This window comes from Delftia sp. DT-2 (assembly GCF_028401915.1).
GTDB classification, from domain to species: Bacteria; Pseudomonadota; Gammaproteobacteria; order Burkholderiales; family Burkholderiaceae_C; genus Comamonas; species Comamonas tsuruhatensis.
Genome location: NZ_JAQOTI010000015.1, coordinates 120,669 through 141,310 on the forward strand (window position 1 = coordinate 120,669; position 20,642 = coordinate 141,310).

Below are 20,642 nucleotides of genomic sequence, written 5' to 3' on the forward strand. Positions count from 1 at the left end.
CAATCCCGCCGCTCCCTCCATGTTCACAATTCGATGCACCCAAAAGCTCCTAGCCCGGCTTGGCTCCGCTCCAGTGACCATCATCACAACGCCGGACACTGTTCTGGGTGACTGGTACGCCAATCTGATTCGCGTCGGACGGATGCAAGTGGTTCTCGCCGTGAGCGAGAGAACGCTGTTACCTCTGGTGGTTCCGGCCAAGGAATCCCGCAGGTTGCTCGTCCCACGTTTGATTGAGGCACTGGGAGAGCAACTCTTGTCGATAGGCGTGCCGCAAGAAGACGTGCAGGTTGAGTTGCAGGCCATGCAAAGCAGTGCAATCGCGAAGACAGCTAACCGACGTGTACTCGGCTCCCTAAACGATCTCGCCTTCCAGCTGGAGACTGGAATCAAGCACTCGCCAGATCGCAGCCTCATGGAGCTCTCGCTGTGGTTGGCAAAGACACCGCTCACCTACATCGAGCAAGCGTCGCCAAAATATGCGACCGTGGCAGCGTTTGCCACACGACGTGCGCTGTCCAAATTTGTTGCTTGAGTGGTTGGTATGAGCGCCATACCCCACCCGTTGAAAGTGAAGCAGTCGCTCTTGGAACTTCGGCCAATATCCTGTGTGCAGCGGTTGCTGTCGAGCACAATGTTTGCCTCTTGGGCTGCTATTGGCCAGGAAGTGAATGCTCAAATCAAGCTTCTTGGAGAATATTTTGGCGCCTAACTATATGGCGCTACTCCTGTGCGCGAGCTTAGTGGATCGACTTTAGGCAAGTCCGGCGCACTCGGTCTATCCCTTCTCGGTGTCGGATCTTATCGCTGCGCTTCTTGGAACGTCGTAGCGATCTCCGAGGCATGTTAGTGCGCATTGCAATCGCCCCAGTGCGGGGCCGGCGATGCTCCTGCACGTCTGCATGGATCCAAGAAAACTCAATGCTTCCTTCAGTGTGAGCTTCAATGGGTTAGTACTAAAGCATGGCCAAGCAGTGTTCTGATACGCTTGTAAAAAAAAGCGACTGTCAGAGTTGTATGACTGGACTCGTCGTCATGCAGCGTGGGCTACGCGAGAAGGCACGGGCCTTCCAAGCATGTTGGTTAGTAAGACGGATACAGCCCTTCTGGCATTTAGTTACGCATCGTCTTTCAATACAACCACAGGAGCGCTTCTTGGCCAAGTCTCTTATCAGAGTAATGCTGTCCAGCCGATGTGTGGATGCTTTTCCTGCAGGTAGCAAAACCAATCTTACAGACCTGCGAAAAGAGCTAAAAAGGGAAATCGAATCAGCTGAGATGCTGGGACGAAAGCTGTTTGAGGTCTGGATCAACGAAGACGCACCGCCGGCCGAGGGCGCACAAGATAGCTGGGATGCCTGTCTGCAAGCCGTGCGCGATTGCGATGTACTTATTGTGCTGTCCAACGGCAATGCAGGCTGGGCGGCAGGCGACCAGGACATAGGCATCTGCCACGCGGAATACATGGAGGGCCTTCGTTCTGCGCAAGCCAAGGTGCGCCTGGTGGCATTGCCGACAGTGGCCGGCGCTCCGGGCTCTGCAGGCGAGCGCAACCTGCGCTTTCAGGACTATATCTCGCGGCAGAGCGCCTTCCGGGGCGGCGAGGTGAAGACCGTTGCCGATGCCAAAAAACGCGTGTTCGAGGCTCTCTTGGATGCCGTGGTTTCGCTGACGCAACGGGGCGTACAGGCTGCCGCGTCGACGCGTTTCGATGTCGGCGCCGCCCTGGACTGGTCCCGGTTCGACTTCCGTCAACGAAAAATGGCCATGGAGTCAACGCTCAAAACAGCCTTGGGCGGGCTCAAGGGCGCCAAGGCGGTGGACGGCGGTGTGGTGGTCAACCTGGATGGTAAGGACGTAGCTGTAGTAGTTCACGCGATTCCGGCCTCGTTCAGCGTGGCCGCGGCGCGCGAGCTGGTGGGGCGGCCCTTCCTGGAAGATCACCAACGCGTCAAGCTACTGGCTTCTGCGCACGGGCCGTTGCACTTGATTGCCTGTCACCGCGGTGCGACAGAAACCCAGGCCACGTCGCTACTAGGATTTCCTGATGCGACGGTGGTGAGCGGACCCTTTGGGGTGTTCGTGGCCGATGACGTGCAGAAGGTGCAATTCGCATTCTTGGCCAACTGTCGAGACGACTCTCAGACGCGACACGCCAGTCAACGGTTTTTTGAATGGTTGCAACAAACCGGTGAAGCAGCGCTGGTGGCACGCAGGGCTGTGTCTCGCGCTCGGATCGTTAAGGTGGTAGCGAAAGAAATAAATACGTGAGGAGGCCTAATATGAATGAAAAAGATCTGCTGCTGGGGCCGGTGTTGTCGTTCCGCGGTATCGGAAAAGGGGATGCTTGGCGAGTAACGGCACTGATTGGCCTCAAGGCAGGAGCGCAGATCCCGGAGTTCCAAGTGGATGGCAAGGCATGTTCAGCACCTAAGGAGCTGTGGTCAACCCGTGGCGAGCGCTATCTGCGCTACGACATTTCCTGCAAAGTCCTGAAGGACGAGCGCACGGTGAGCTACGGTATCCCTGGTGGACTGGCCTGGAACATGACGGTGCCTGGCAAGGATTTCTCTCCGCGCATGGCCTATGTATCGTGCAACGGATTCTCTGATCCTGCGGTGATGAGAAAAATCATCCGGACGTCGGATGCGGTGTGGGAGGACCTGCTCTACAGCCATGATCGCAAACTACGCAGAAAGCCTGGGGAGGGAGAAGCCAAGCTGCTGGACAAGGAGCAGTTGTGGCATGAGAAGCGCATTCACGACAAAGGCCTACAGCGTTTTCACTTGATGCTCATGGGCGGCGACCAGATCTACTTTGACTCTATTTGGGAAGACATCAAAGCGCTGCGGCAATGGGTTGGCCTGCCTCGCCAGGCCCAACTAGACTTCAAGGTCAGCAAGTCTCTCGAACGGGAGATAGAGGCCTACTACTTCGGCCTGTACAAACAACGATGGCTCCCCATTGAGAGGCAGCCATGGTCGTCCGCGACAGCTGCGCTTGATGCGGGAGCAGCGATGGCGTCCATGCCAACCATCATGGTGTGGGACGACCACGACATCTTTGACGGCTGGGGGTCATACAGTTGCGAGATGCAGAACTGCGAGCTATTTCAAACACTCTTCCGCCATGCGCGCAGGGCGTTCTGGGTGTTTCAGATGCAACATGCACTGGAGGATCTGCCTGAGTTGGAGGACACAACGCCCGCAGGATTCACTCGTCAGGATCCTCTGCTAAAGCCTATTCCGTGGAGCAAGGTGCTTGCCAAAGATACGCTGGCACTTCCGCTGCTCGACAGCCAGCCAGGATTTACGTCTGCCTATTCGATTGGACCAGTATCTGTCGTCGCTGCCGACTTGCGAACGGAGCGTTCCCGAACCCAAGTCATGGGATCGGATACGTGGCGGCAAATCAAAGAATGGACCGGCAACCTAAAGTCTGGAGGCGCTGGTCCGCAACCGAAGATTGGATGTCAACACCTATTGTTCATGTCCTCCGTGCCGGTTGTGCACCCGAAGCTGCCATTGGCAGAACTGTTCTTGGATAAATTCGGGCAGGATCATGTCACCGATAGCAACGCCGACGACCTCAAAGATCACTGGTCCCATGATGACCACGAGGGGGAACGAAAGCGACTGCTAGAAGTACTATCTAATTTTGCTCGCGACAAGAAGATTCGAGTTTCCTTGGTTTCCGGGGACGTGCATGTTGCCGCGTGGGGAACGGCCTACCGCAAAGACCTGCCCGCTTCGGAAACATGGTCGCAGATGCACCAATTTACGTCGTCTGCCGTTGTTCACCCATCGCTGATGGGGGTGACAGAGCGGCTGTTTCTTGCTTGGTTGAACTCCAACGCCAAGAAGCCTCAAAACATCGATGTGCAGTATGTCGCTGAAGTCATGACGTTTCCGGGACATGACACTCATGTCATGGCCGCGCGCAACTGGCTTGCCTTGGAGCTAGATCTTGGGGCACTTGAAGGGTGCAAGCTTTGGGCAACCTGGCGATGTGAAACAGAGACTAATTTTTCAAACCATTTGGTTGCGGTGGCACCTATTACATAGGCTGATTCACTCGGAGCAGAGTGGTTTCGTGGACTGGAATCCGGAAGCAGTTTCTGGGAAGTCTGTGGACCAGTTGTGAAACGTCAAAAGTTTGCTTTTTGACGAGCTCTGTCAGGAACTAGGCTCCATACCGGCTACGTGCGAGATGCTTTGACTGCAGCTTCAACACTACAAGTAGATCAGGTCAGCCTGATGAAACGCTTCTGTTGAAAATGCAGCGAAGACCACTGCAAGTTCCAGCCTGTCGGAGCTTACGGATGTTGTTGTTTTACTATGGTTGAGAAAAAGATGGCGCTCCGAGTCGTGCGCTGGCGTCGAACGCAACTGGGAGAATGAGATGGCTAAAAGCTACCGCCGCTTGAACCTTTTTATGGCGAAGCCTTTAGGCGACGGCCAAATATTTGCGGATCTGCTTGCTGATGCACTAGTGGACACCTACCCAATGGCAGACACCTTAGGTATCGACGGAGCCCTTTACGTGAGACGAAGTGCTGAGAAGAGGCCTAGTTGGGGGCCTTTGCTCGACGAAGTTGCGGGCCGCGTCATACCCGACCTCGCAAATCGATCGAGTTCTGCGGTGCTATTGCTTCGAGTGGACAGCGACGTCTTTGCCTTTACCTTTGGCTACGGCCGGTATTTGATCGACCAGTCACTGTTCGTTCAGGACTTTGGCCTCCGTACAGCGCTCAACACCCTCGACGACAAATCACTGCGCAGCGTCGACTTGCATACCCTCGAAGACCAGCCTGTTCAGAAGAAGTCTCAGGCTGCTCGCGACTCGGAGGTAGGCGTCTTCGGGATTGACATCCTAAGGGATGTTCTTCGCGCTGTGACGGGCGTACCCAAGCGTGGAGTTGGCCTTAGGCAGATCGCCGGTGGAGATGCGATGTTCTCCTTTGGCTCCGAAATGGAAACCGCAGATTTCCCCGCGTTGGCCCGCCGCATCAAAGGCTACTACGTCAATGACGACTACAAAACGTCATTCTCGTGGGTGGACAACGTCCGTAAGGTCAAGGATAACGCTTCGGTCGACGCGCTGAACGCGCAGTTGCTTCAAGCTGTCTCCGCGCGCAATCCTGGAGTCATGGTCACACTGCCGGAGATCGGCACCTGGGACACGATTCTCGGATTTAGTTTTACGCGGAACAAAGAGAGTGTGCGTCCCGTCATCCATTCGGCCGATTACCTCGCCACCATTCCTGATCTGGCGCGCCTAACTGTCGAGAGCTTGAAGCGCGACAGGCTTTTTGTCCACGATATCGATGGCAACGTGACCGAACACCCGGTGTATCGCTGTATCTACTACGAGATCGTCGATGGCGATAAAACGAAGATCATCTTCGATGGCAAGTGGTACGAGGTTGACGCAACATTCATTGGCCGTATTGCCGAGACATTGGACTTGGTTCAGATATCCACCCTTTCATTCCCACCAGTTGAAGTGTGGGCCGAAGGAGGTAAATCGAAAATTGAGTCCGAGGGCGACTACAACACTCGAGCGGCGGCGGCGCATGGATATTTCCTGCTGGACAAGAAGCTCGTCAAGACCGACCGGGCTACATCGTCCATAGAACTCTGCGATCTCCTGACTCCTGCCAAGCAATTGGTGCACGTAAAGCATCGCAAGGGCGGATCGGCTGGACTGAGCCATCTCTTTGCTCAGGGTGGTGTGGCTGCTGAAATCATGCTCGGCGACAAAGCCTTCCGCAAGAAGGCGCGAAAGGTGCTACGCGGTGTAAATCCAGCTGCTCGTGATCTCGTGCCCTTGGACACCCTCAAGAGCGCTGACTATGAGATTGTTTTTCTAATCCTAGGTGAGGACAGTGCGACGCTCAAGCAGAACTTACCGTTTTTTAGCAAGGTGAACCTGTCGAAAGCGTTCGAAAACCTCACCCAACGTGGATATCGGGTTTCGATCGCTGGCGCTCCGACGACACAGCGCTTGACGCCTTGATCAGGAAGCTGCACGGGCAGTAACGGAGGTTCAAAGGGTACTGCGTTGCTGGTGCTTCACGGCCCTCAGCTATCCGTTGACAAGTAAAACTCGGTGACAGTGCACAGCGACAGCGGACGATGGCCTACTGACTGCTCTGCACAAAAGAGCCGCTGGTCGGCGGTCCTACTGAGAAGGGCTGCATTCAGCCTGAAGCCGTCGTTCAACCGCCTGCGGTGGCCTACTACTGACGCACAGGCCTTGAACCACTGAACTGCGAAGAAACCAAAACAGGTGTTGCCCTCGCAATTCACTGCAAAGCCCCTCATTCAACACCTCCCTACACCCTCCATCCAGCACCCCTACGTAACCGCTTTGGGCAGCTCCCGCACGCCCACACCTGCTACGATCCCCCCGGTGCTCAACACACCTTCATAGGCGGAAGTCACTCCCGAAAGTCAGTGGCGTTTCGTCCATACGCTTTGTCTTGCCCTGCAATCCAGGGCAAGTCTTGTTTATGGCCGGGCTGCCCGCCGCTGCATAAAGCCATTGCGGCAAAGACAGACGGGCAACCCTATGACCGTGTTGACATAGGAGGCCATTCATGGCTTTGCGATCCCCCTCCCGTGCCGTCCCCGCAGACGACATCACCCCCCAAACCCTCCACTTCGGCGACATCCCGATCCGCACGTTCTCCAAGAACGGCGTGACCTGGTTCCTTGCCAAGGATGTGTGCACTGCCCTGGGAATCTCCCGCCACAAAGTGGCCACGGGCAAGCTCGATGAGGCCCAGCGCTGCACCGTCCGCCTTGCCAGCGAGCCCGGCCGCAAGCCCAGGCGCCAAGCCGTGGCTGGCATCAGTGCAGACGGACTGCATGCACTGATCCAGGCCAGCCCCTCACCTGAGGCCAAGCGCTTCAGGCGCTGGGTGAAGCACAAGGTCCTGGCCAGCATGGATGCATCGGCCAAAGTCAGCAAAACCAAGCGCAAGACCCGGCCCGGGCACGATGCCATGCACCCGCCTCAGAGCCTGATCCCGGGGCCCGCGCCCAAGGTCTTGCGCCGCATCCGCACCTGCGATGACCTGTCTTTCACACGGCGCAATGCGAAGGGGGAGCGCATTCAGTGGTTTGTGCCGCCACGCGTGAACAGCGGGCATGAGCACTACGGGATTGGAGAGATCTGGTTCAGCGAGGTGGTGGAGCTGGCCCGCCACAACCCCCGGCATGCCTATGACGCCATGCGGTTTGCGGGGCCGGAGATGGCGCGGTACTGGAACCATGGGCACCCTGACGGGTTCTTTGACCGCATGGCGCGTTGGGCGCTGGGGGCCATTCTTGCCAATGCGCAGGAGCCCGCGCTGCCATTCGAGCTGCCCTGCCTGGGCTTTGCGCCGCTGGAGGGCATGGACGCCATGCTGGCCACCGCTGTGCCGCCCCGGCCGCTGCCCGACCATGTGCAGGAAGCCATAGACAGGCAGGCCTGGCAGGAGGCGGCCGAGTGCCAGCGGCACTACTACGAGCGCCGCCGCCGTGACCTGATGGCGCGGCACGACTGAGGCGGGCGCGGCGCCTAGAAGTTGTCCCAGTCGTCATCGGCCGTGGAGGCCATGGCGATGGGCTTGGCGGCAGCCGGTTTTGCCGAGGCAGCCGACGCGGCCGGGGTGGCAGGCTTGGCAACGGCAGGCGGGGCGGCTTGGGGCACAGATGCCTTGGCCGCGCCGGGCGCCAGCGACGGTGCACGGGGCGCCGCCTGTGCCTGGGCATTGCTGCCGCCCGGCAGCCTGAAGATGGAGACCACGCGCACCAGTTGATCGGACTGGTGGCGCAGGCCTGCGGCGGCGCCGGCCATTTCCTCGACCAGGGCCGCGTTTTTCTGCGTGGTCTGGTCGATGTGGGTGATGGCCTCGGCCACCTGGGCGACGCCGCTGTTTTGCTCGGCGCTGGCGTGGCTGATGTCCGAGATGAGCTGGGTGACCTTGCGGATTTCCTCCATGGCCTGTTCCATGGTTTCCCCGGCAAACGCGGCCTCCTGGTTGCCGGTGTGGATTTCGGCGACGCTGTGGCTGATGAGCTGCTTGATTTCCTTGGCGGCCTCGGCGCTGCGGCCTGCCAGGGCGCGCACTTCCTCGGCCACCACGGCAAAGCCCCGGCCATGCTCGCCCGCCCGGGCCGCTTCCACGGCGGCGTTGAGGGCGAGGATGTTGGTCTGGAAGGCAATGCCGTCGATGACGCCGATGATGTCGGCGATCTTCTTGCTGCTGGCGTCTATGCCCTGCATGGTCTGCACGACCTTGCGCACGGCCTGCCCGCCTTCGGTGACGACGCGCTGGGCCTCGCGCGTGATGCGGTCGGCCGATTGCGCGTGGTCCGCGTTGTGGGCCACGGTGGAGCCCAGTTCCTCCATGGCGGCGGCCGTCTGCTCCAGCGCGCTGGCTTCGCTTTCGGTGCGGGCGGCCAGGTCCTGGTTGCCCTGGGCGATTTCCGCGCTGGCCAGGGCCACGCTGTGGGCCTGTTCGTTCACGCTGCCGACCACGCGGGTCAGGCCCGTGCTGGTGGTGTTCATGGCCTCCAGCAGGTGGCCGATTTCGTCATGGCGGTCGCTGTGCACGCGCAAGGTGAGGTCGCCATCGGCAATGGCGTAGGCCATGTGGCTGGCCTGCTTGAGCGGGCGCACGATCATGCGGCGGATGAGCCAGAACCACGCGGCCGACAGCAGCAGCACGGCGCCCAGGCCCATGAGGGCGAACTGCAGGATCAGGCTGCGGGTCTCGGAGACGAATTCGTCCACGTAGGCGCTGGTGGCGATGACCCAGTTCCAGGGCGCGTAGTGGCTGAAGACGACCAGCTTGTCGCGGGGCTGCTCCTCGCCCGGGTTGGTCCAGGGATAGGCGATGCTGCCCTGCTTGCGGTCCAGCATGTCGCGGATGAAGAAACGGCCGTCGCCGTCCCTGGACTCGCTGATGTTCTTGCCCTCCATGGCGGGATGCACCACCAGCTGGCCGCGCTGGGGGCCGTCTTCGGCGTTGAGCACGAAGTAGTAGCCGGTCTGGCCGACCTTGAGCGCGCGGATGGAGTCCTTGAAGTGCTCCAGCAGTTGCGAGAAGTCCTGGCCCACGAAGGCAATGCCCACGGTGGCGCCCGCCGCGTCCTTGAGCGGGCGGTAGTGCGTCATGTACTGGCGGCCGAACAGATGGGCCAGGCCCATGTAGCTTTGGCCGGCCTGGATGGCGGCGTAGGCGGGATGGGCGCGGTCCAGGCGGCTGCCCAGCACGGCCCCGCCCTTGTCATCCTTGTCGTTCTTCAGGGTGGTGGCAATGCGCACGAAGTCGCCCTGCCCCTGGGCCGCGAACACGGTGGCCACGGCGCCGGTGCTGCGCGTGAAAGCCTGCAGCTGCGCATCGTTGCCGTTGAGCGGCTGGCCGTCCAGTCTCAGCACCGGCTCGCTGCCACCGGTGTCCAGGCTGAGCGTGCCCTGCAGGCTGTGCGCCAGGCTGTCGGCCAGGAACTGGGTGCGCTGGCGCAGTTCCTTGTCGTTGGACTCGATGAAGTTGTACAGCGTCCGTATGCCCTGCTGCATGTCGCTGTTCATCCTGGACTGCAGGGACTTGCTGACGTCCCAGGCAATACCCAGGACCAGCAGGCCCAGGATGGAGGCGACCCAGACGAAATTGGTGATGGACAGTTTGGTGCCCAGCCCTTGGCGGCGCCAGAAACGTTGGCCGATGTGCATTGATGCATCTCCTGTGCGGCGTAGGGCGCCGCTGTTGTGTGCGCACGCGGTATCGGCATGGAATGCCTGCGTGCCAGGCCAGGCTGACCCAAGTCAAGCCGTGGCGATTCATGGGCCGAAGCGTATCGGCGCCGCCGCCTGGGGGATTTGAGATGGGTCAAGGAAGTAACCAAGTGTTGCAACGACAGCGCCCGGCCATCGCGCCCGGCTTCGGCTGGGTGCGTCGACAATTCCGGTTCCACCGCTTTGTCTGCCGTGCCCATGTCCAATGCCCGCCTCCCCTCCTTCCGGTTCCTGATCGGCTTCGAGGCCGCAGCCCGCCTGGGCAATTACTCGCGCGCGGCAGAGGAGCTGTGCATTTCCCAATCGGCCGTGAGCCACCAGATTGCGCAGCTGGAGCAGCAGTTGGGCCAGCCGCTGTTCCGCCGCAAGGGGCGCGGCGTGGAACTGACGGTGGCGGGTCGGCTGCTGCTGGACAGCGTGGGCAAGTCGCTGGACCAGATACGCCACGGGCTCAGCCGCATAGAGACGTACATGGACGACAGCCTGGTCACCATCGTCTGCCCCGCCCCCGTGGCCAGCGGCTGGCTGCAGCCGCGCCTGGACGGCCTGCTGCAGCGCCACCCCCAGCTGTGCCCCATCGTCTCCACCGACGAGACGGCGCGCTACATCGACGAGCTGGATGTGGACATCGCCATTACCCGCGAGCCGCTGCGGCAGACCGATGTGCTGCAGGTGCCTCTGCTGGCCGACGAGCTGGTGGCCGTGCGCGCACCCGGGGCGCACACAGGCGCCGGCCTGCTGTGCCTGGAGGAAGACCTGACCAGCGACCGCACCGGCCCCTTCATCCGCCAGCACCTGGGCCAGCTGCGCAAGACCGCCATCTACGACGACGCGCGCCTGCTGCTGGACGCGGCGCTGCGCGGGCGTGGCTGCGCCGTGGTATCGCGCCTGCTGGCGGACGAGGCGCTGGGCACGGGCCGGTTGCAGTTGGTGGAAGGCATTCCACCCTTTGCGCTGGGCCGCCTGTGGATGTCGCGCATCGAGGGCGAGCCGCGCATGGCGCTGGTGCGCGAGGTGTTTGACTACCTTGTGGAGCAGGCGGTGCCGCTTGCCAAAGCATGAGCTGGGTTGATCGATTACGGCAAAAGATATCAATTTTCAGAATGAATACGGGCTCGGACAATCGCAGCATTCCCCCAAGCACTTGCTGAAGACACCATGCCTTACGCCCTTTCCCGCCGCTGCCTGCTGAACTGCCTGGGCCTGTCGCCCGTGGCGGCCCTGGCCGGCACCGTCGCCGCCCGCTCCACGGCAGCCCGTGCCGAAGGCAGCCGCCAGGACCCGGACAGCCTGGGGACCTGGCACATGCCCGACGAGGGCGACCCGCACCAGTCCACCTGGATGTCCTTCGGCCCCAGCGAAAGGGTCTGGGGCCGCCGCCTGCTGGAGCCCGCACGCGAGCACCTGGCCGGCATTGCGCGCGCCATTGCCGCCTTCGAGCCCGTGAACATGCTGGTGCGCGAGCGCGACTACGACCTGGCCGCGCGCCTGTGCGGCAACCGCGTCAAGCTGCATGTGCAGCCCGTGGATGACCTCTGGATGCGCGACACCGGGCCGGTCTTCGTGCGCAGGCTGGGCAGCGGCACTGGCAGCAGCAAGGGCGAACTGGCGGGCGTGGATTTCAACTTCAACGGCTGGGGTGAGAAGCAGGCGCATGACAACGATGCCGAGGTGGCAGGCTTTGTCACCGAAGCCGCCAACGTGCGCCACCTGGAGACCGCGCTGGTGCTGGAGGGCGGCGGCATCGAGGTGGACGGCCAGGGCACGGCCCTCATCACCGAAAGCTGCGTGCTCAACCCCAACCGCAATCCGGGCCTGTCGAAAAGCGCCTGCGAGGCCGAACTCAAGCGCCTGCTGGGCCTGCGCAAGATCATCTGGCTGCCCGGCATTGCGGGCCGCGACATCACGGACGGGCACACCGACTTCTATGCGCGCTTTGCCTCGCCCGGCGTGGTGGTGGCGGGGCTGGACGACGACCCGGACTCCTACGACTACGCCGTCACGCGGCGCCACCTGGACATACTGCGCCAGGCCACCGATGCGCGCGGGCAAAAGCTCAGCGTGCAGGTGCTCAAGGGTCCGTCATCGGTGCGCAGCAAGCTGGAGTCCAGGGAGTTCGCGGCCGGCTACATCAACTTCTATGTGTGCAACGGCGCCGTGATCGCCCCGCAGTTTGGCGATGCCCGCGCGGACACCAACGCCCGCTCCCTGCTGCGCGAGCTGTTTCCCCGCCGCGAGGTGGTGCAGCTGGACATCGACGCGATTGCCGCCGGGGGCGGCGGCATCCACTGCACGACGCAGCAGCAGCCGCGTTGATGCGCGTCGTACGGCAATAAGAATCGTCTTAACCTGGGCTGCGCAAGGCCGGGCAAGACTGGAGAGCGGTACATCGATCCGTTTTTTCCAGAAATGCAGCCAAAGAGAACGTCCCAGAAACTGTGCGACCCGTGCTACGAATTGCTGAGCAATACAAGCCTGTCAAAGCCCCACCCCGGACTGAGGTTCCGCTTTTATTCACTGGAGCAGGATGCCAATTTTGTGAACTATGACTGCGTGCATTGCCAGGCGCCCCTGGCGATGAAGACAAGCCGGCGCGGGGCACTTCTGGGGTTTCGCCTGATGCCGTCCGAACCGCACTATCCCCTGAGTGAGGTGGACGCCGAGGGCGGCAGCCAGGCGCAAGGCCAGGCGCTGGAAGGTTGACCGGCTGGTGCAGCCCGCAGCCCGGTCAGTCGAAGAGATGGTGCTCGGCGCAGAAGGCGGCCAGGTCCTGGTTGCTGTCCACGTTCAGCTTGCGCATGGCGGAGTTCTTCTGGAGGCTGACGGTCTTGACGCTGCGCCGCAGCCGTGCGGCGATTTCGGTGATGGACTCACCATTGGCGAAATGCCTGAGGACTTCGAACTCGCGCGGCGAGAGGCTGTTGGCGCGCTCGGCCAGGAAAACGGACCGCTCCTGCCTGGGCGTGTCGGCCTGGAATGAGGGCGAATAGTAGCGGGCATTGAGGCGGACACACTGCAGCGCCGCCATGATCTGGGTGAGCGGCTCTTCCTTGAGCAGCACACCGGCGACGCCGGCGTCATATAGGGCCGAGATGATCATGGGATTGGAGACGGTCGTCAGCACCAGCACCTTGATGTCCGGGAAGTGGCGTATCAGATAGTCCACGTAGCGCAGGCCATCGCCATAGACATCGTCGCCCGGCATGGAGTAGTCGGTCAAAACCACGTCCAGCGGGTTCGATCTGGCGTATTGCATCAGGGCCGATGGCGTGCTGAATGTGGCCACGACCTGGAGATTGGGGTCCTGCTCCAGGAAGTCCTTGACACCAAGCAGGACCACGGCGTGGTCGTCCACGACAGCAATGCGCAGTTTCAGTTTCATGGGATCGCAAGTAAAGGGTTAGGGCTGGGGCAATTGCGCCATCATGGCGCGAAGGTCGGCCAGGAGGTCGTCCAGCAGGACTGACAGCGCGGCCTGCAGGCCGGGCTCCGGGGCGCCGTTCAGGAGCCGCTCTTCCAGCGCCTGGGTGCGGGCGGCAAGCTCCTGCATCCTGGCCAGCAGCAAGGCGCCGCGCATGCGGTGCAGGGCCTGGGCGGCCAGGTCGGGCCGGCGCTCCTGCAGGCCGCGGGCCAGCATTGCGATGTCGTCGTTCATGCACTGCACGAAGACCTGCCTGTGCGTTTGCAAAACGTTGGGCTCCGACAGGGCCGGGGGCGGGGGAATGTCCGCCGACGCAGCGCCCGCCTGGGCAGGCGCCGGACGCAGGCGTTTTCTCGGCGCGAACTTCTCCAGGGTGCGGACCAGGGTGCGCAACTGGATGGGCTTGACCAGCCAGGCATTCATGCCGGCGTTCAGGCAGCGGTTTTCCTCGTCCAGCATGGCATTGGCGGTCACGCCGACGATGGGGCAGGCAACCCCCTCCGAACGCAGCCGCTCGGCGAGTTCGTAGCCGTTGAGGTAGGGCATGTTCACATCCGTCAGCACCAGGTCGTGCGGGCTGATGTCCCACAGCGCCAGCGCCTCCTCCCCGTCGTCGGCGACCGTGACTTCGCAGCCCAGGCTCTCGAGCTGGCCGCGCAGTGTCACCTGGTTGACGGGATTGTCCTCGGCGACCAGCACGCGCAGGTCGAACAGGGGCAGATCGGTGCCGGCGCTGGCAGAGCGCTGCGCACCGCCAAGCACCTGCGCAATGCCCAAACCGATGCTCAGAACGTTGTGCCCGTCGATGCCCCGGTTTTCCGGCGAGGACAGGTTCAGGTGCGGCCCCTTCCACTGCGGCGCGGGGCTGTCCGCCGGCAGCAGGACGTCCAGCAGCAGCTCATCGTCATGGGCCGCCACCGGGGCGGCTGCCGCCGCGCGGGCCTGGCCGCCCCAGCGCCGCAGCCAGGCGCAGATGTTGTCCGTCAGTTCCGGGTGGGGAGTACGCACCGCGATCCGGGCGCCCTGCAGCGCGGGAGCCTCCTCCTGCTCCGGCCCCTGCTCCTGCGCGACGGTCTCCAGCCCCAGCTCGAACCAGAACCTGCTGCCCAGGCCGGGCTCGCTCCAGACCTCGATGGAGCTGGACATCATCCGGGCCAGGCTCCAGCAGATGGACAGGCCCAGGCCCGCCCCCCGCGCCGTGCGGCTGCTGTTCTTGACCAGATAAAAGGGCGTGAAAAGCTCGCCATGCAGGGATTTCTCTATGCCCACGCCCGTGTCGCAGACCTCGAACACCAGCCGGGCCTGCGAGGCCGTGCCCGGCACGCTGCGCAGGCGGACGATCACATGGCCGGCCTCCGTGAACTTGATGGCGTTGCTGATGAGATTGCCCAGGATCTGGCGGATGCGCACCGCGTCACCCAGCACCGACTCGGGCACCTGCGCGTCCACACAGGAAAACAGCAGCAGGCCGTTTTGCTGCGCCATGGCGGCATAGGAGCTGGTGCAGTTTTGCACCAGCTCCCGGGGATTGAACGGGGCCTTTTCCAGCTGCAACTGGCCGGCCTCGATCTTGCTGGTGTCCAGGATGTCGCTGATGATCTGCAGCAAGATGGAGGAGGACGCTTCGATACGGTCCACATACTTGCGCTGCAGCTGCGTGAGCTCGGTCAGGCCCAGCAGCTCCAGCGTGCCCAGCGCGCCATACAGCGGCGTGCGGATTTCGTGGCTCATGGTCGCCAGAAAGGTGGACTTGGCCTCGTTGGCCTCGTCCGCCGCGATTCTTGCCCGCTCCAGGTTGCTCTCGATCTCCGCGCGCGCGCTGACGTCGGCAAAAATGCACAGCGTCACATCCTGGCCGAGGTAGCGCGTGGGCGCATAGGCCACATGAAGCGTCCTGCCCTGCTCGGTGACCAGGCGCTCCATGGTGCCTGCGGCCCGGGCATGGACAATCTCCTCCAGCGCCGCCTTGTTCTCCGGCGAGCCGGGACGCAGGTAGCCATCGGCCGAGTGCAGCCACTCCTGCACCAGCGAGTTGCTGAAGATGATTTTCCCGCTGCCGTAGGCCACAAGGCAGATGGCCACGGGAGCGGTTTCGATCAGCGTCCTGTTGAATTCATTGCTCTCGACGATGACCCGCTGCGCCTCCTGCGCGGGCGCAATCACCTTGCGGTTGAACCACCGGGTATAGGCCACGCCGGCCAGCAGGCTGAGCAGCAGGGCCAGCACCAGGCCGGCAGAAGGGGCGAACAGCCTGCCCTGGAAAAAGGTGGCGTAGTCCACCTGGTAGTAGCCGGTCCACCGGCCGGAGGCATCCTCGGTCTTGAGGATCAGGCCATTGCGCGTGTACTGCATCCCCGTGTCATCCACCTGCGGGACGGGGCCGGTGCCCATGAGCACGCCGAAATCCCGGTGCTCCAGCCAGAAAAGATGCCTGGGCAGCGTATGGATGGTTCTTTCTATGGCGCTGATGCGCTGGCGGCTGAAAAGGATGGCGGCGTAGATCGGGCTTGTGGCGGCTTCGTCGCCGGCTTCGATATGGCTTGAAAAGCCGGCGGCGACCATGCCGATCATCTTCTCCGGGAACTGGGGCGACCGGAACCAGACGATCTCCTGCGCCGGCGCCGTGGAGCCGGCGCCCGGCCGGGCATCGGCGGCCCTGGCCCGCAGATGCGCCTTGACGGCGGCAATCGTGCTGTCGAACATTTCCTGCGTGACGCTCTCGTTGCCGATGGGCACGTCGATGGCCGGCACGCCGATGCTGATCGCCCCGTCCTCCTTGGTGAAGAAGGCAGCGGCTGCCGGAAAGTAGGAGCCTGCCCAGAAGGAGGAATAGCCCGCGGCCAGGGAGCTGCCCAGCGAGAAAAGCCGGTCCGGGAGCGTGTCGCAGGCCGCGCGCGCAGAGCATTGCAGTGAAAAGGGAATGCCGCCGATGGCCTCGCGGCCACGGAACATGCGGTAGTCCGCCTGCGCAGGAGCGGGCACGTCGACGATGGTGGCTAATCTCTGGTCCGGCAGCGCTTTCCAGGACTCGTTGCGACCCTTGAGCCGCCGAAGGAAGATTTCCTGCTCCTGCAGCGAGCCGACGATGGCGGAGAAGTTCAAGGCCAGGCGGCCCTGCTCCTGCTCGAAAATCCTCTCCGAACCCCACAGCAGCACGGCGATGAGGAAGATCGCCAGGGGAAGCGCTCCAAACAGTACCCGGTTCTGCCAGCGTGTGGTGCGTGTGATCTTGCTGAACGGGGAGTCGGGCATGGACGCCTTGCGTGCTTGGGTCAGGGGGGATTGCCTTGGTGCCGGGGCTCGGACGCCAGCATAAGGGCAAATTCAACCGCAGGCACCGCGGCGGACAGCAGATAGCCCTGCACGCAATCGCATCCGATGCTGCGCAGCAACTCCAGGTCCTGGGCGGTCTCCACGCCTTCCGCCGTCACCGTCAGGCCCAGTTGCCGTCCCAGTTGCACCGACGACGTCAAGGCCGCAGTCCGCACCTCGTCACCTGCCGCACCGGCCACGAAGGCCCGGTCGATCTTCAATTCGGTGAAGGGCGTGGAGATGAGGCTGTACATCGAGCTGTAACCCCGCCCGTAGTCATCCTGGGCCAGGCCGAAGCCCTTGAGGCGCAAACGGCTCGCGCTCATGTAGTAGTTGGCGGGTATGCCCACGGCCTGGTCCTCCAGCAGCTCGAACGTGATGTTCTCCGCAGCAATGCCGCACCGGGCCGCCATGCCGTGCAACTCGTCCGGCAGGCCGATATCGTCCAGCAGCGGTACCGGCAGGTTGACGGACACAGGCACGACATGTCCGGCACTGCGCCAGGCCAGGTGCGCCGACATGGCGTCTTCCATCATCCGCACCAGCAAGGCATGGTCCAGGCCATGGAACCGGATGGCGGACATGAACGAGCCCGGCATCATGAAGCCGAACTGCGGATCGTTCCAGCGCGCCAGCGCTTCCACGCCGACGATGTGGCCCGTGAGCAGGGATTTCTTGGGCTGGAACCAGGCCTGTATGGTTTTCTCCTGCAAAGCCTGCACCAGGTGGGCCTTGGCGAAAATCGGCCGCTCCCTGATGCCGGCAGCGGTTTTCCCCTCGTTTGCATGGACGGACCTGAGTTGGCTGACCAGCGCCTGGACATGGTCCGTGCCGAACGGCTTCTGGAACATCCCGATGACGGAAAAGCCGGACTCCTTGGCCATGAGACTGACGCTGTTCATCAGCCGGCGCGAGCAGGAGGTGGATATCACGAGCATGGGATGCAGGTCGCGCCGGCTCAATTCATCGATGAACTGCAGGCCGTCCATGTCAGGCATCTTCAGGTCGGTGATGACGAGATGGAATCCGCCGTCGCCCAGCTTCTTCAGGGCCTCCCGCGCGTTGCAGGCCATGTGCGTGTCCGTGAGTCCCGCCTCCATGAGCAGGCTGCGCGCGTGCTCGCAGCACAGGGGATGGTCGTCCAGGATGAGTACTTTGAATGGGGCCAGCATGGGTTCAGGTCCTGCCTTGCTTGATGTTGTTCAAGGTGGTGCGCAGCACCGCCAACGTGAATGGCTTGCACAGCAGGCTGTCGAAGCCGGCCGGCAGTCCGTCGCCCTGCCCTTGCGATTGCTCTTGCGCCTGCGTCTGGGTCTGCGGCTGCGGCTGCGCATTGGCCGTCAGCCCGACGATCGGGCGGACATACCCGCGCTTTCTGAGCGCACGCGCCAGGGCCGGGCCGTCCAGCAACGGCATGTGCAGGTCGGTGAGAACGGCATCGAATTCGAGCAGGCCGGGCAGGGACAGCGCGTCCTGTCCATTGCTGGCCTGCTGGACCTCGCAGCCCAGCAACTGCAGCTGCTCTCGCAGGATGATCCTGTTGATGGGGTTGTCTTCGACGATGAGCACCCTCAGCCCCAGGGGCTCGTAGACCTGGGCGGCGGCGGCATACAGGTCGGGGCGCGCACCCGGCGCAATGCCCTGCTGGGCCAGGCCCAGCGCATGGCCCACTGCCGGCACGCCAGGCGCGCTGGCCTCCCACACACAGGCCTGCACGGTCTCGCGGGGGCTCTCGCCCGGCGCCAGCGCCAGAACGCATTTGCCCATCCATTGCGGACGGCGCATCGACCGCGGCCAGGCTTGCACCAGCACGGCCTGCTCATTGGGACCCTGCACCTGGTCCCGGTAGGGCTGGGCCATGGCGCCCCAATGCCGCAGCCAGGCGCACAGGTTGTGCACGACTTCCGGAATGGCGCCATCCACGTAGACGGTCTGCGGCAACAGACTGGGCACTGCCTCATAGCCTGCCGCGCTCTCGCGCGGCAGGCGCAGCTCGAATGACACGCAGGTCCCCAGTCCCGGCTGGCTGGCGGCCGTCAGCCGCCCGCCCATCTCCTGGCTGAGGCGCAGGCAGATGGACAGTCCCAGGCCCGCGCCCTGTACCTGCTGCTGGGTGGCCGCATGGGCACGGAAGTACGGATCGAACAGGAAGGGCTGCTGCTCCGGATCGATGCCGATGCCCGTGTCCTGCACCTGGAACCGCAGGTCGGTGCCTTCCTCGCTCTCTCCCATGACCTGCAGGCGGATGGCCACATGGCCGGAGAACGTGAACTTGATGGCATTGCCCACCAGGTTGTCCAGGATCTGCCGCAGCCGCAAGGCATCGCCCACCAGCAGGGGCGGCGTTTTCACATCGGAGACGGCATACAGCTGCAGGCCCTTTTGCTCGGCACGCGACAGCAGGCCTGCGGCCACGCTGTCGAGCAATTCGGTGGCCGAGAACGCCTGGGCCTCCAGCTGCAGCCGGCCCGCCTCGATGGCCGACAGGTCCAGGCTGTCGTTGACGATGCGCAGCAAGGAGGCCGATGCCTGCTGCATGGCCCCCAGGTAGCGTGTCTGTTCGGAAGGAACTCTGGACAGGGCCAGCAGCTCCAGCGTTCCCAGGATGCCAAAGAGCGGTGTGCGTATTTCATGGCTCATGGTCGCCAGAAACTGCGTCTTGGCCTGGCTGGCCGATTCGGCGCGCTGCTTGGCATCGACCAGCGCTGCCTGCGCCTGCCTGAGCGCCGTCACATCGCTGACCAGGCAGAAGACCACCGGTTCGCCCCCGTGGGTCGTGGGCGTGGTACGGACCTCCACCCATCGCCCGTCCCCCAGCGCCAGTTCACGCGGGCCCTGCTGCGCGCCCCCGGCCACGGCCTGCTCGAACCAGGAAGCATCACTGCGCACCCACTGCCGGGCCAGCGCATTGGACAGCAGCAGGCTGCGATCGCTGCACCGCACCAGCGCCAGGCCCACGGGTGCCGTGTCCAGCAGCTTTCGGCAGAGCGCGTCACCGGCGGCGCAGGCCCCTGCCCGGCTCCAGGCCGAAGCCGGCACGCCGCGTCGCAGCCGGCGCACGCACCATGCAATTGCAGCCATGAAGGCAAGTCCCAGCGACGCGGACCCCAGCAGCAGCCAGGCGTGGGCCCTGACCAGTTGCCGCGCGGGCTCCCAGCGGCCTGCAAGCCATCCGGCGCTGGTCGCGGATTTGCGCAGCAACAGGGATTCGGGAAGCGCCCGGCCTGCCTGCATCAGTGAATGGAGCGGCCCGGGCTGGCCCTGCGGTGCGCTGGCGCGCCACGGCCAGCCATAACCGGCTTGCGTGTGGATGGCTGCGTGCGTGGCCCCCACCGCAGCGTCCAGCAGCAGGAAACATCGGTCCATGAAAAACAACTGAATGTCTCGCACGGGCACATGGGCGACGCTGCGCGATGGCGTCGCCGGGGCGGCGTCGACCCTGCCGCCGTGACCGGCGCAGGCCAGCATGGCCATGATCGCCAGCGCAAATGCCATCAAGTCACGCCGTGCCAAGGACAGGCACAGCCTGTGATGTGTCGATCTGGAAGAAAACAAGAGAGCTTGAAACTGGCGCATTGCCGAATCTTAGGAATCAAAAGGCGAATTTGGACTAAGAATTTTCTTAATGCTGAAACCTCTTGCACGCCGCCTCGCCAAAGAGCGATTTCAAGCATCGATCCGCCATCGGAAAATCGTCAAATCTCTTTGAAAATGCCATTATTCCTGTCACTTTAAGAAAATTCTTAAACCAATATTCCGATGCCCTGGAGATCATTGCCGGATTGATTCATCGACAAAGGCTGCTCCGTTTCTGACCACCCCTGTGATATTGCACACAGACGTCGCGCATGCAGAATGCGAGCGCTATTTCACGTCCTGTATTGCGCAATATCCAGAATGCGTTTCGGCGGCCCATTTCAGGGGAAGTAAAAATGGCAATGAGGATATACAGGCAACGATTCACTACCAGGCCGGCAAGCAGGCCGCTGCGCCTGCTCGCCCTGGCGTTGCTCTTGCAAGGCTGCATCGCCACGGCCCACGCATGGACCGTCGTGGTGGACAGCGCCGCCGACGCAAGCGGCCCGTGCGCCAGCACCGGCCTGGGACCCTGCTCCCT

13 protein-coding genes are annotated in these 20,642 nt (G+C 62.9%); 7 read left to right on the forward strand and 6 right to left on the reverse strand.

The features are described from left to right. Positions 1 to 19: 19 nt before the first annotated feature. The 5 genes from PO605_RS24810 (at position 20) to PO605_RS24830 (ending at position 7,555) form a co-directional block, all read left to right on the forward strand. Complete coding sequence (locus PO605_RS24810) at positions 20 to 535, forward strand: DUF6933 domain-containing protein (RefSeq protein ID WP_052195775.1); 516 nt, start codon at positions 20 to 22, stop codon at positions 533 to 535. Positions 536 to 1,155: 620 nt separating this feature from the next. Beyond that, entirely contained in the window at positions 1,156 to 2,271 is a 1,116-nt protein-coding gene (locus PO605_RS24815; protein ID WP_052195776.1) for a DUF4062 domain-containing protein, read from the forward strand. An 11-nt stretch (positions 2,272 to 2,282) separates the two neighbouring features. Further along, on the forward strand, positions 2,283 to 4,064 hold the full coding sequence (locus PO605_RS24820) for an alkaline phosphatase D family protein (RefSeq protein WP_047470933.1): 1,782 nt from the start codon (positions 2,283 to 2,285) through the stop codon (positions 4,062 to 4,064). Between the two features lie 337 nt (positions 4,065 to 4,401). After that, positions 4,402 to 6,018 carry a TIGR04141 family sporadically distributed protein gene (locus tag PO605_RS24825; protein ID WP_047470935.1) on the forward strand — a complete coding sequence of 539 codons (1,617 nt, stop codon included), beginning with the start codon at positions 4,402 to 4,404 and terminating at the stop codon, positions 6,016 to 6,018. Positions 6,019 to 6,601: 583 nt separating this feature from the next. Further along, entirely contained in the window at positions 6,602 to 7,555 is a 954-nt protein-coding gene (locus PO605_RS24830; protein ID WP_272207038.1) for a BRO-N domain-containing protein, read from the forward strand. Between the two features lie 14 nt (positions 7,556 to 7,569). On the opposite strand, the gene PO605_RS24835 is transcribed toward PO605_RS24830, so the two are convergent. Further along, on the reverse strand, positions 7,570 to 9,729 hold the full coding sequence (locus PO605_RS24835) for a methyl-accepting chemotaxis protein (RefSeq protein WP_272207039.1): 2,160 nt from the start codon (positions 9,727 to 9,729) through the stop codon (positions 7,570 to 7,572). 261 nt (positions 9,730 to 9,990) lie between these two features. Between PO605_RS24835 and PO605_RS24840 the strand changes: the two genes are divergently transcribed. Both PO605_RS24840 and PO605_RS24845 read left to right on the forward strand, forming a co-directional pair. Next, positions 9,991 to 10,854, forward strand: a complete 864-nt coding sequence (locus PO605_RS24840) for a LysR family transcriptional regulator (RefSeq protein WP_047470953.1) — start codon at positions 9,991 to 9,993, stop codon at positions 10,852 to 10,854. Positions 10,855 to 10,950: 96 nt separating this feature from the next. Next, positions 10,951 to 12,108, forward strand: coding sequence for an agmatine deiminase family protein (locus tag PO605_RS24845; protein ID WP_047470940.1), 1,158 nt, complete (start codon positions 10,951 to 10,953; stop codon positions 12,106 to 12,108). Positions 12,109 to 12,520: 412 nt separating this feature from the next. On the opposite strand, the gene PO605_RS24850 is transcribed toward PO605_RS24845, so the two are convergent. The 5 genes from PO605_RS24850 to PO605_RS24870 form a co-directional block, all read right to left on the reverse strand. Beyond that, positions 12,521 to 13,174 (reverse strand): response regulator transcription factor, encoded by a 654-nt coding sequence (locus PO605_RS24850; protein WP_047470945.1) that lies wholly within the window; start codon positions 13,172 to 13,174, stop codon positions 12,521 to 12,523. Between the two features lie 18 nt (positions 13,175 to 13,192). Beyond that, positions 13,193 to 16,465 carry a hybrid sensor histidine kinase/response regulator gene (locus tag PO605_RS24855; RefSeq protein ID WP_272207040.1) on the reverse strand — a complete coding sequence of 1,091 codons (3,273 nt, stop codon included), beginning with the start codon at positions 16,463 to 16,465 and terminating at the stop codon, positions 13,193 to 13,195. 20 nt (positions 16,466 to 16,485) lie between these two features. Further along, positions 16,486 to 17,697: an EAL domain-containing response regulator gene (locus PO605_RS24860; protein ID WP_047471906.1), complete on the reverse strand. Its 1,212-nt coding sequence runs from the start codon at positions 17,695 to 17,697 to the stop codon at positions 16,486 to 16,488. A gap of 4 nt (positions 17,698 to 17,701) precedes the next feature. Then, positions 17,702 to 20,020: an ATP-binding protein gene (locus PO605_RS24865; RefSeq protein WP_156136040.1), complete on the reverse strand. Its 2,319-nt coding sequence runs from the start codon at positions 20,018 to 20,020 to the stop codon at positions 17,702 to 17,704. Positions 20,021 to 20,312: 292 nt separating this feature from the next. Then, positions 20,313 to 20,642, reverse strand: a 330-nt coding sequence (locus tag PO605_RS24870; protein WP_272207041.1) for a hypothetical protein, incomplete at its 5' end; no start/stop codon positions are given.

Coding starts and splice junctions, on each gene's coding strand:
- PO605_RS24810 (WP_052195775.1), top strand. CDS start 20: ATGTTCACAATTCGATGCACCCAAAAGCTCCTAGCCCGGCTTGGCTCC.
- PO605_RS24865 (WP_156136040.1), bottom strand. CDS start 20,020: ATGGCATTTGCGCTGGCGATCATGGCCATGCTGGCCTGCGCCGGTCAC.
- PO605_RS24860 (WP_047471906.1), bottom strand. CDS start 17,697: ATGCTGGCCCCATTCAAAGTACTCATCCTGGACGACCATCCCCTGTGC.
- PO605_RS24835 (WP_272207039.1), bottom strand. CDS start 9,729: ATGCACATCGGCCAACGTTTCTGGCGCCGCCAAGGGCTGGGCACCAAA.
- PO605_RS24850 (WP_047470945.1), bottom strand. CDS start 13,174: ATGAAACTGAAACTGCGCATTGCTGTCGTGGACGACCACGCCGTGGTC.
- PO605_RS24855 (WP_272207040.1), bottom strand. CDS start 16,465: ATGCCCGACTCCCCGTTCAGCAAGATCACACGCACCACACGCTGGCAG.
- PO605_RS24840 (WP_047470953.1), top strand. CDS start 9,991: ATGTCCAATGCCCGCCTCCCCTCCTTCCGGTTCCTGATCGGCTTCGAG.
- PO605_RS24830 (WP_272207038.1), top strand. CDS start 6,602: ATGGCTTTGCGATCCCCCTCCCGTGCCGTCCCCGCAGACGACATCACC.
- PO605_RS24820 (WP_047470933.1), top strand. CDS start 2,283: ATGAATGAAAAAGATCTGCTGCTGGGGCCGGTGTTGTCGTTCCGCGGT.
- PO605_RS24845 (WP_047470940.1), top strand. CDS start 10,951: ATGCCTTACGCCCTTTCCCGCCGCTGCCTGCTGAACTGCCTGGGCCTG.
- PO605_RS24825 (WP_047470935.1), top strand. CDS start 4,402: ATGGCTAAAAGCTACCGCCGCTTGAACCTTTTTATGGCGAAGCCTTTA.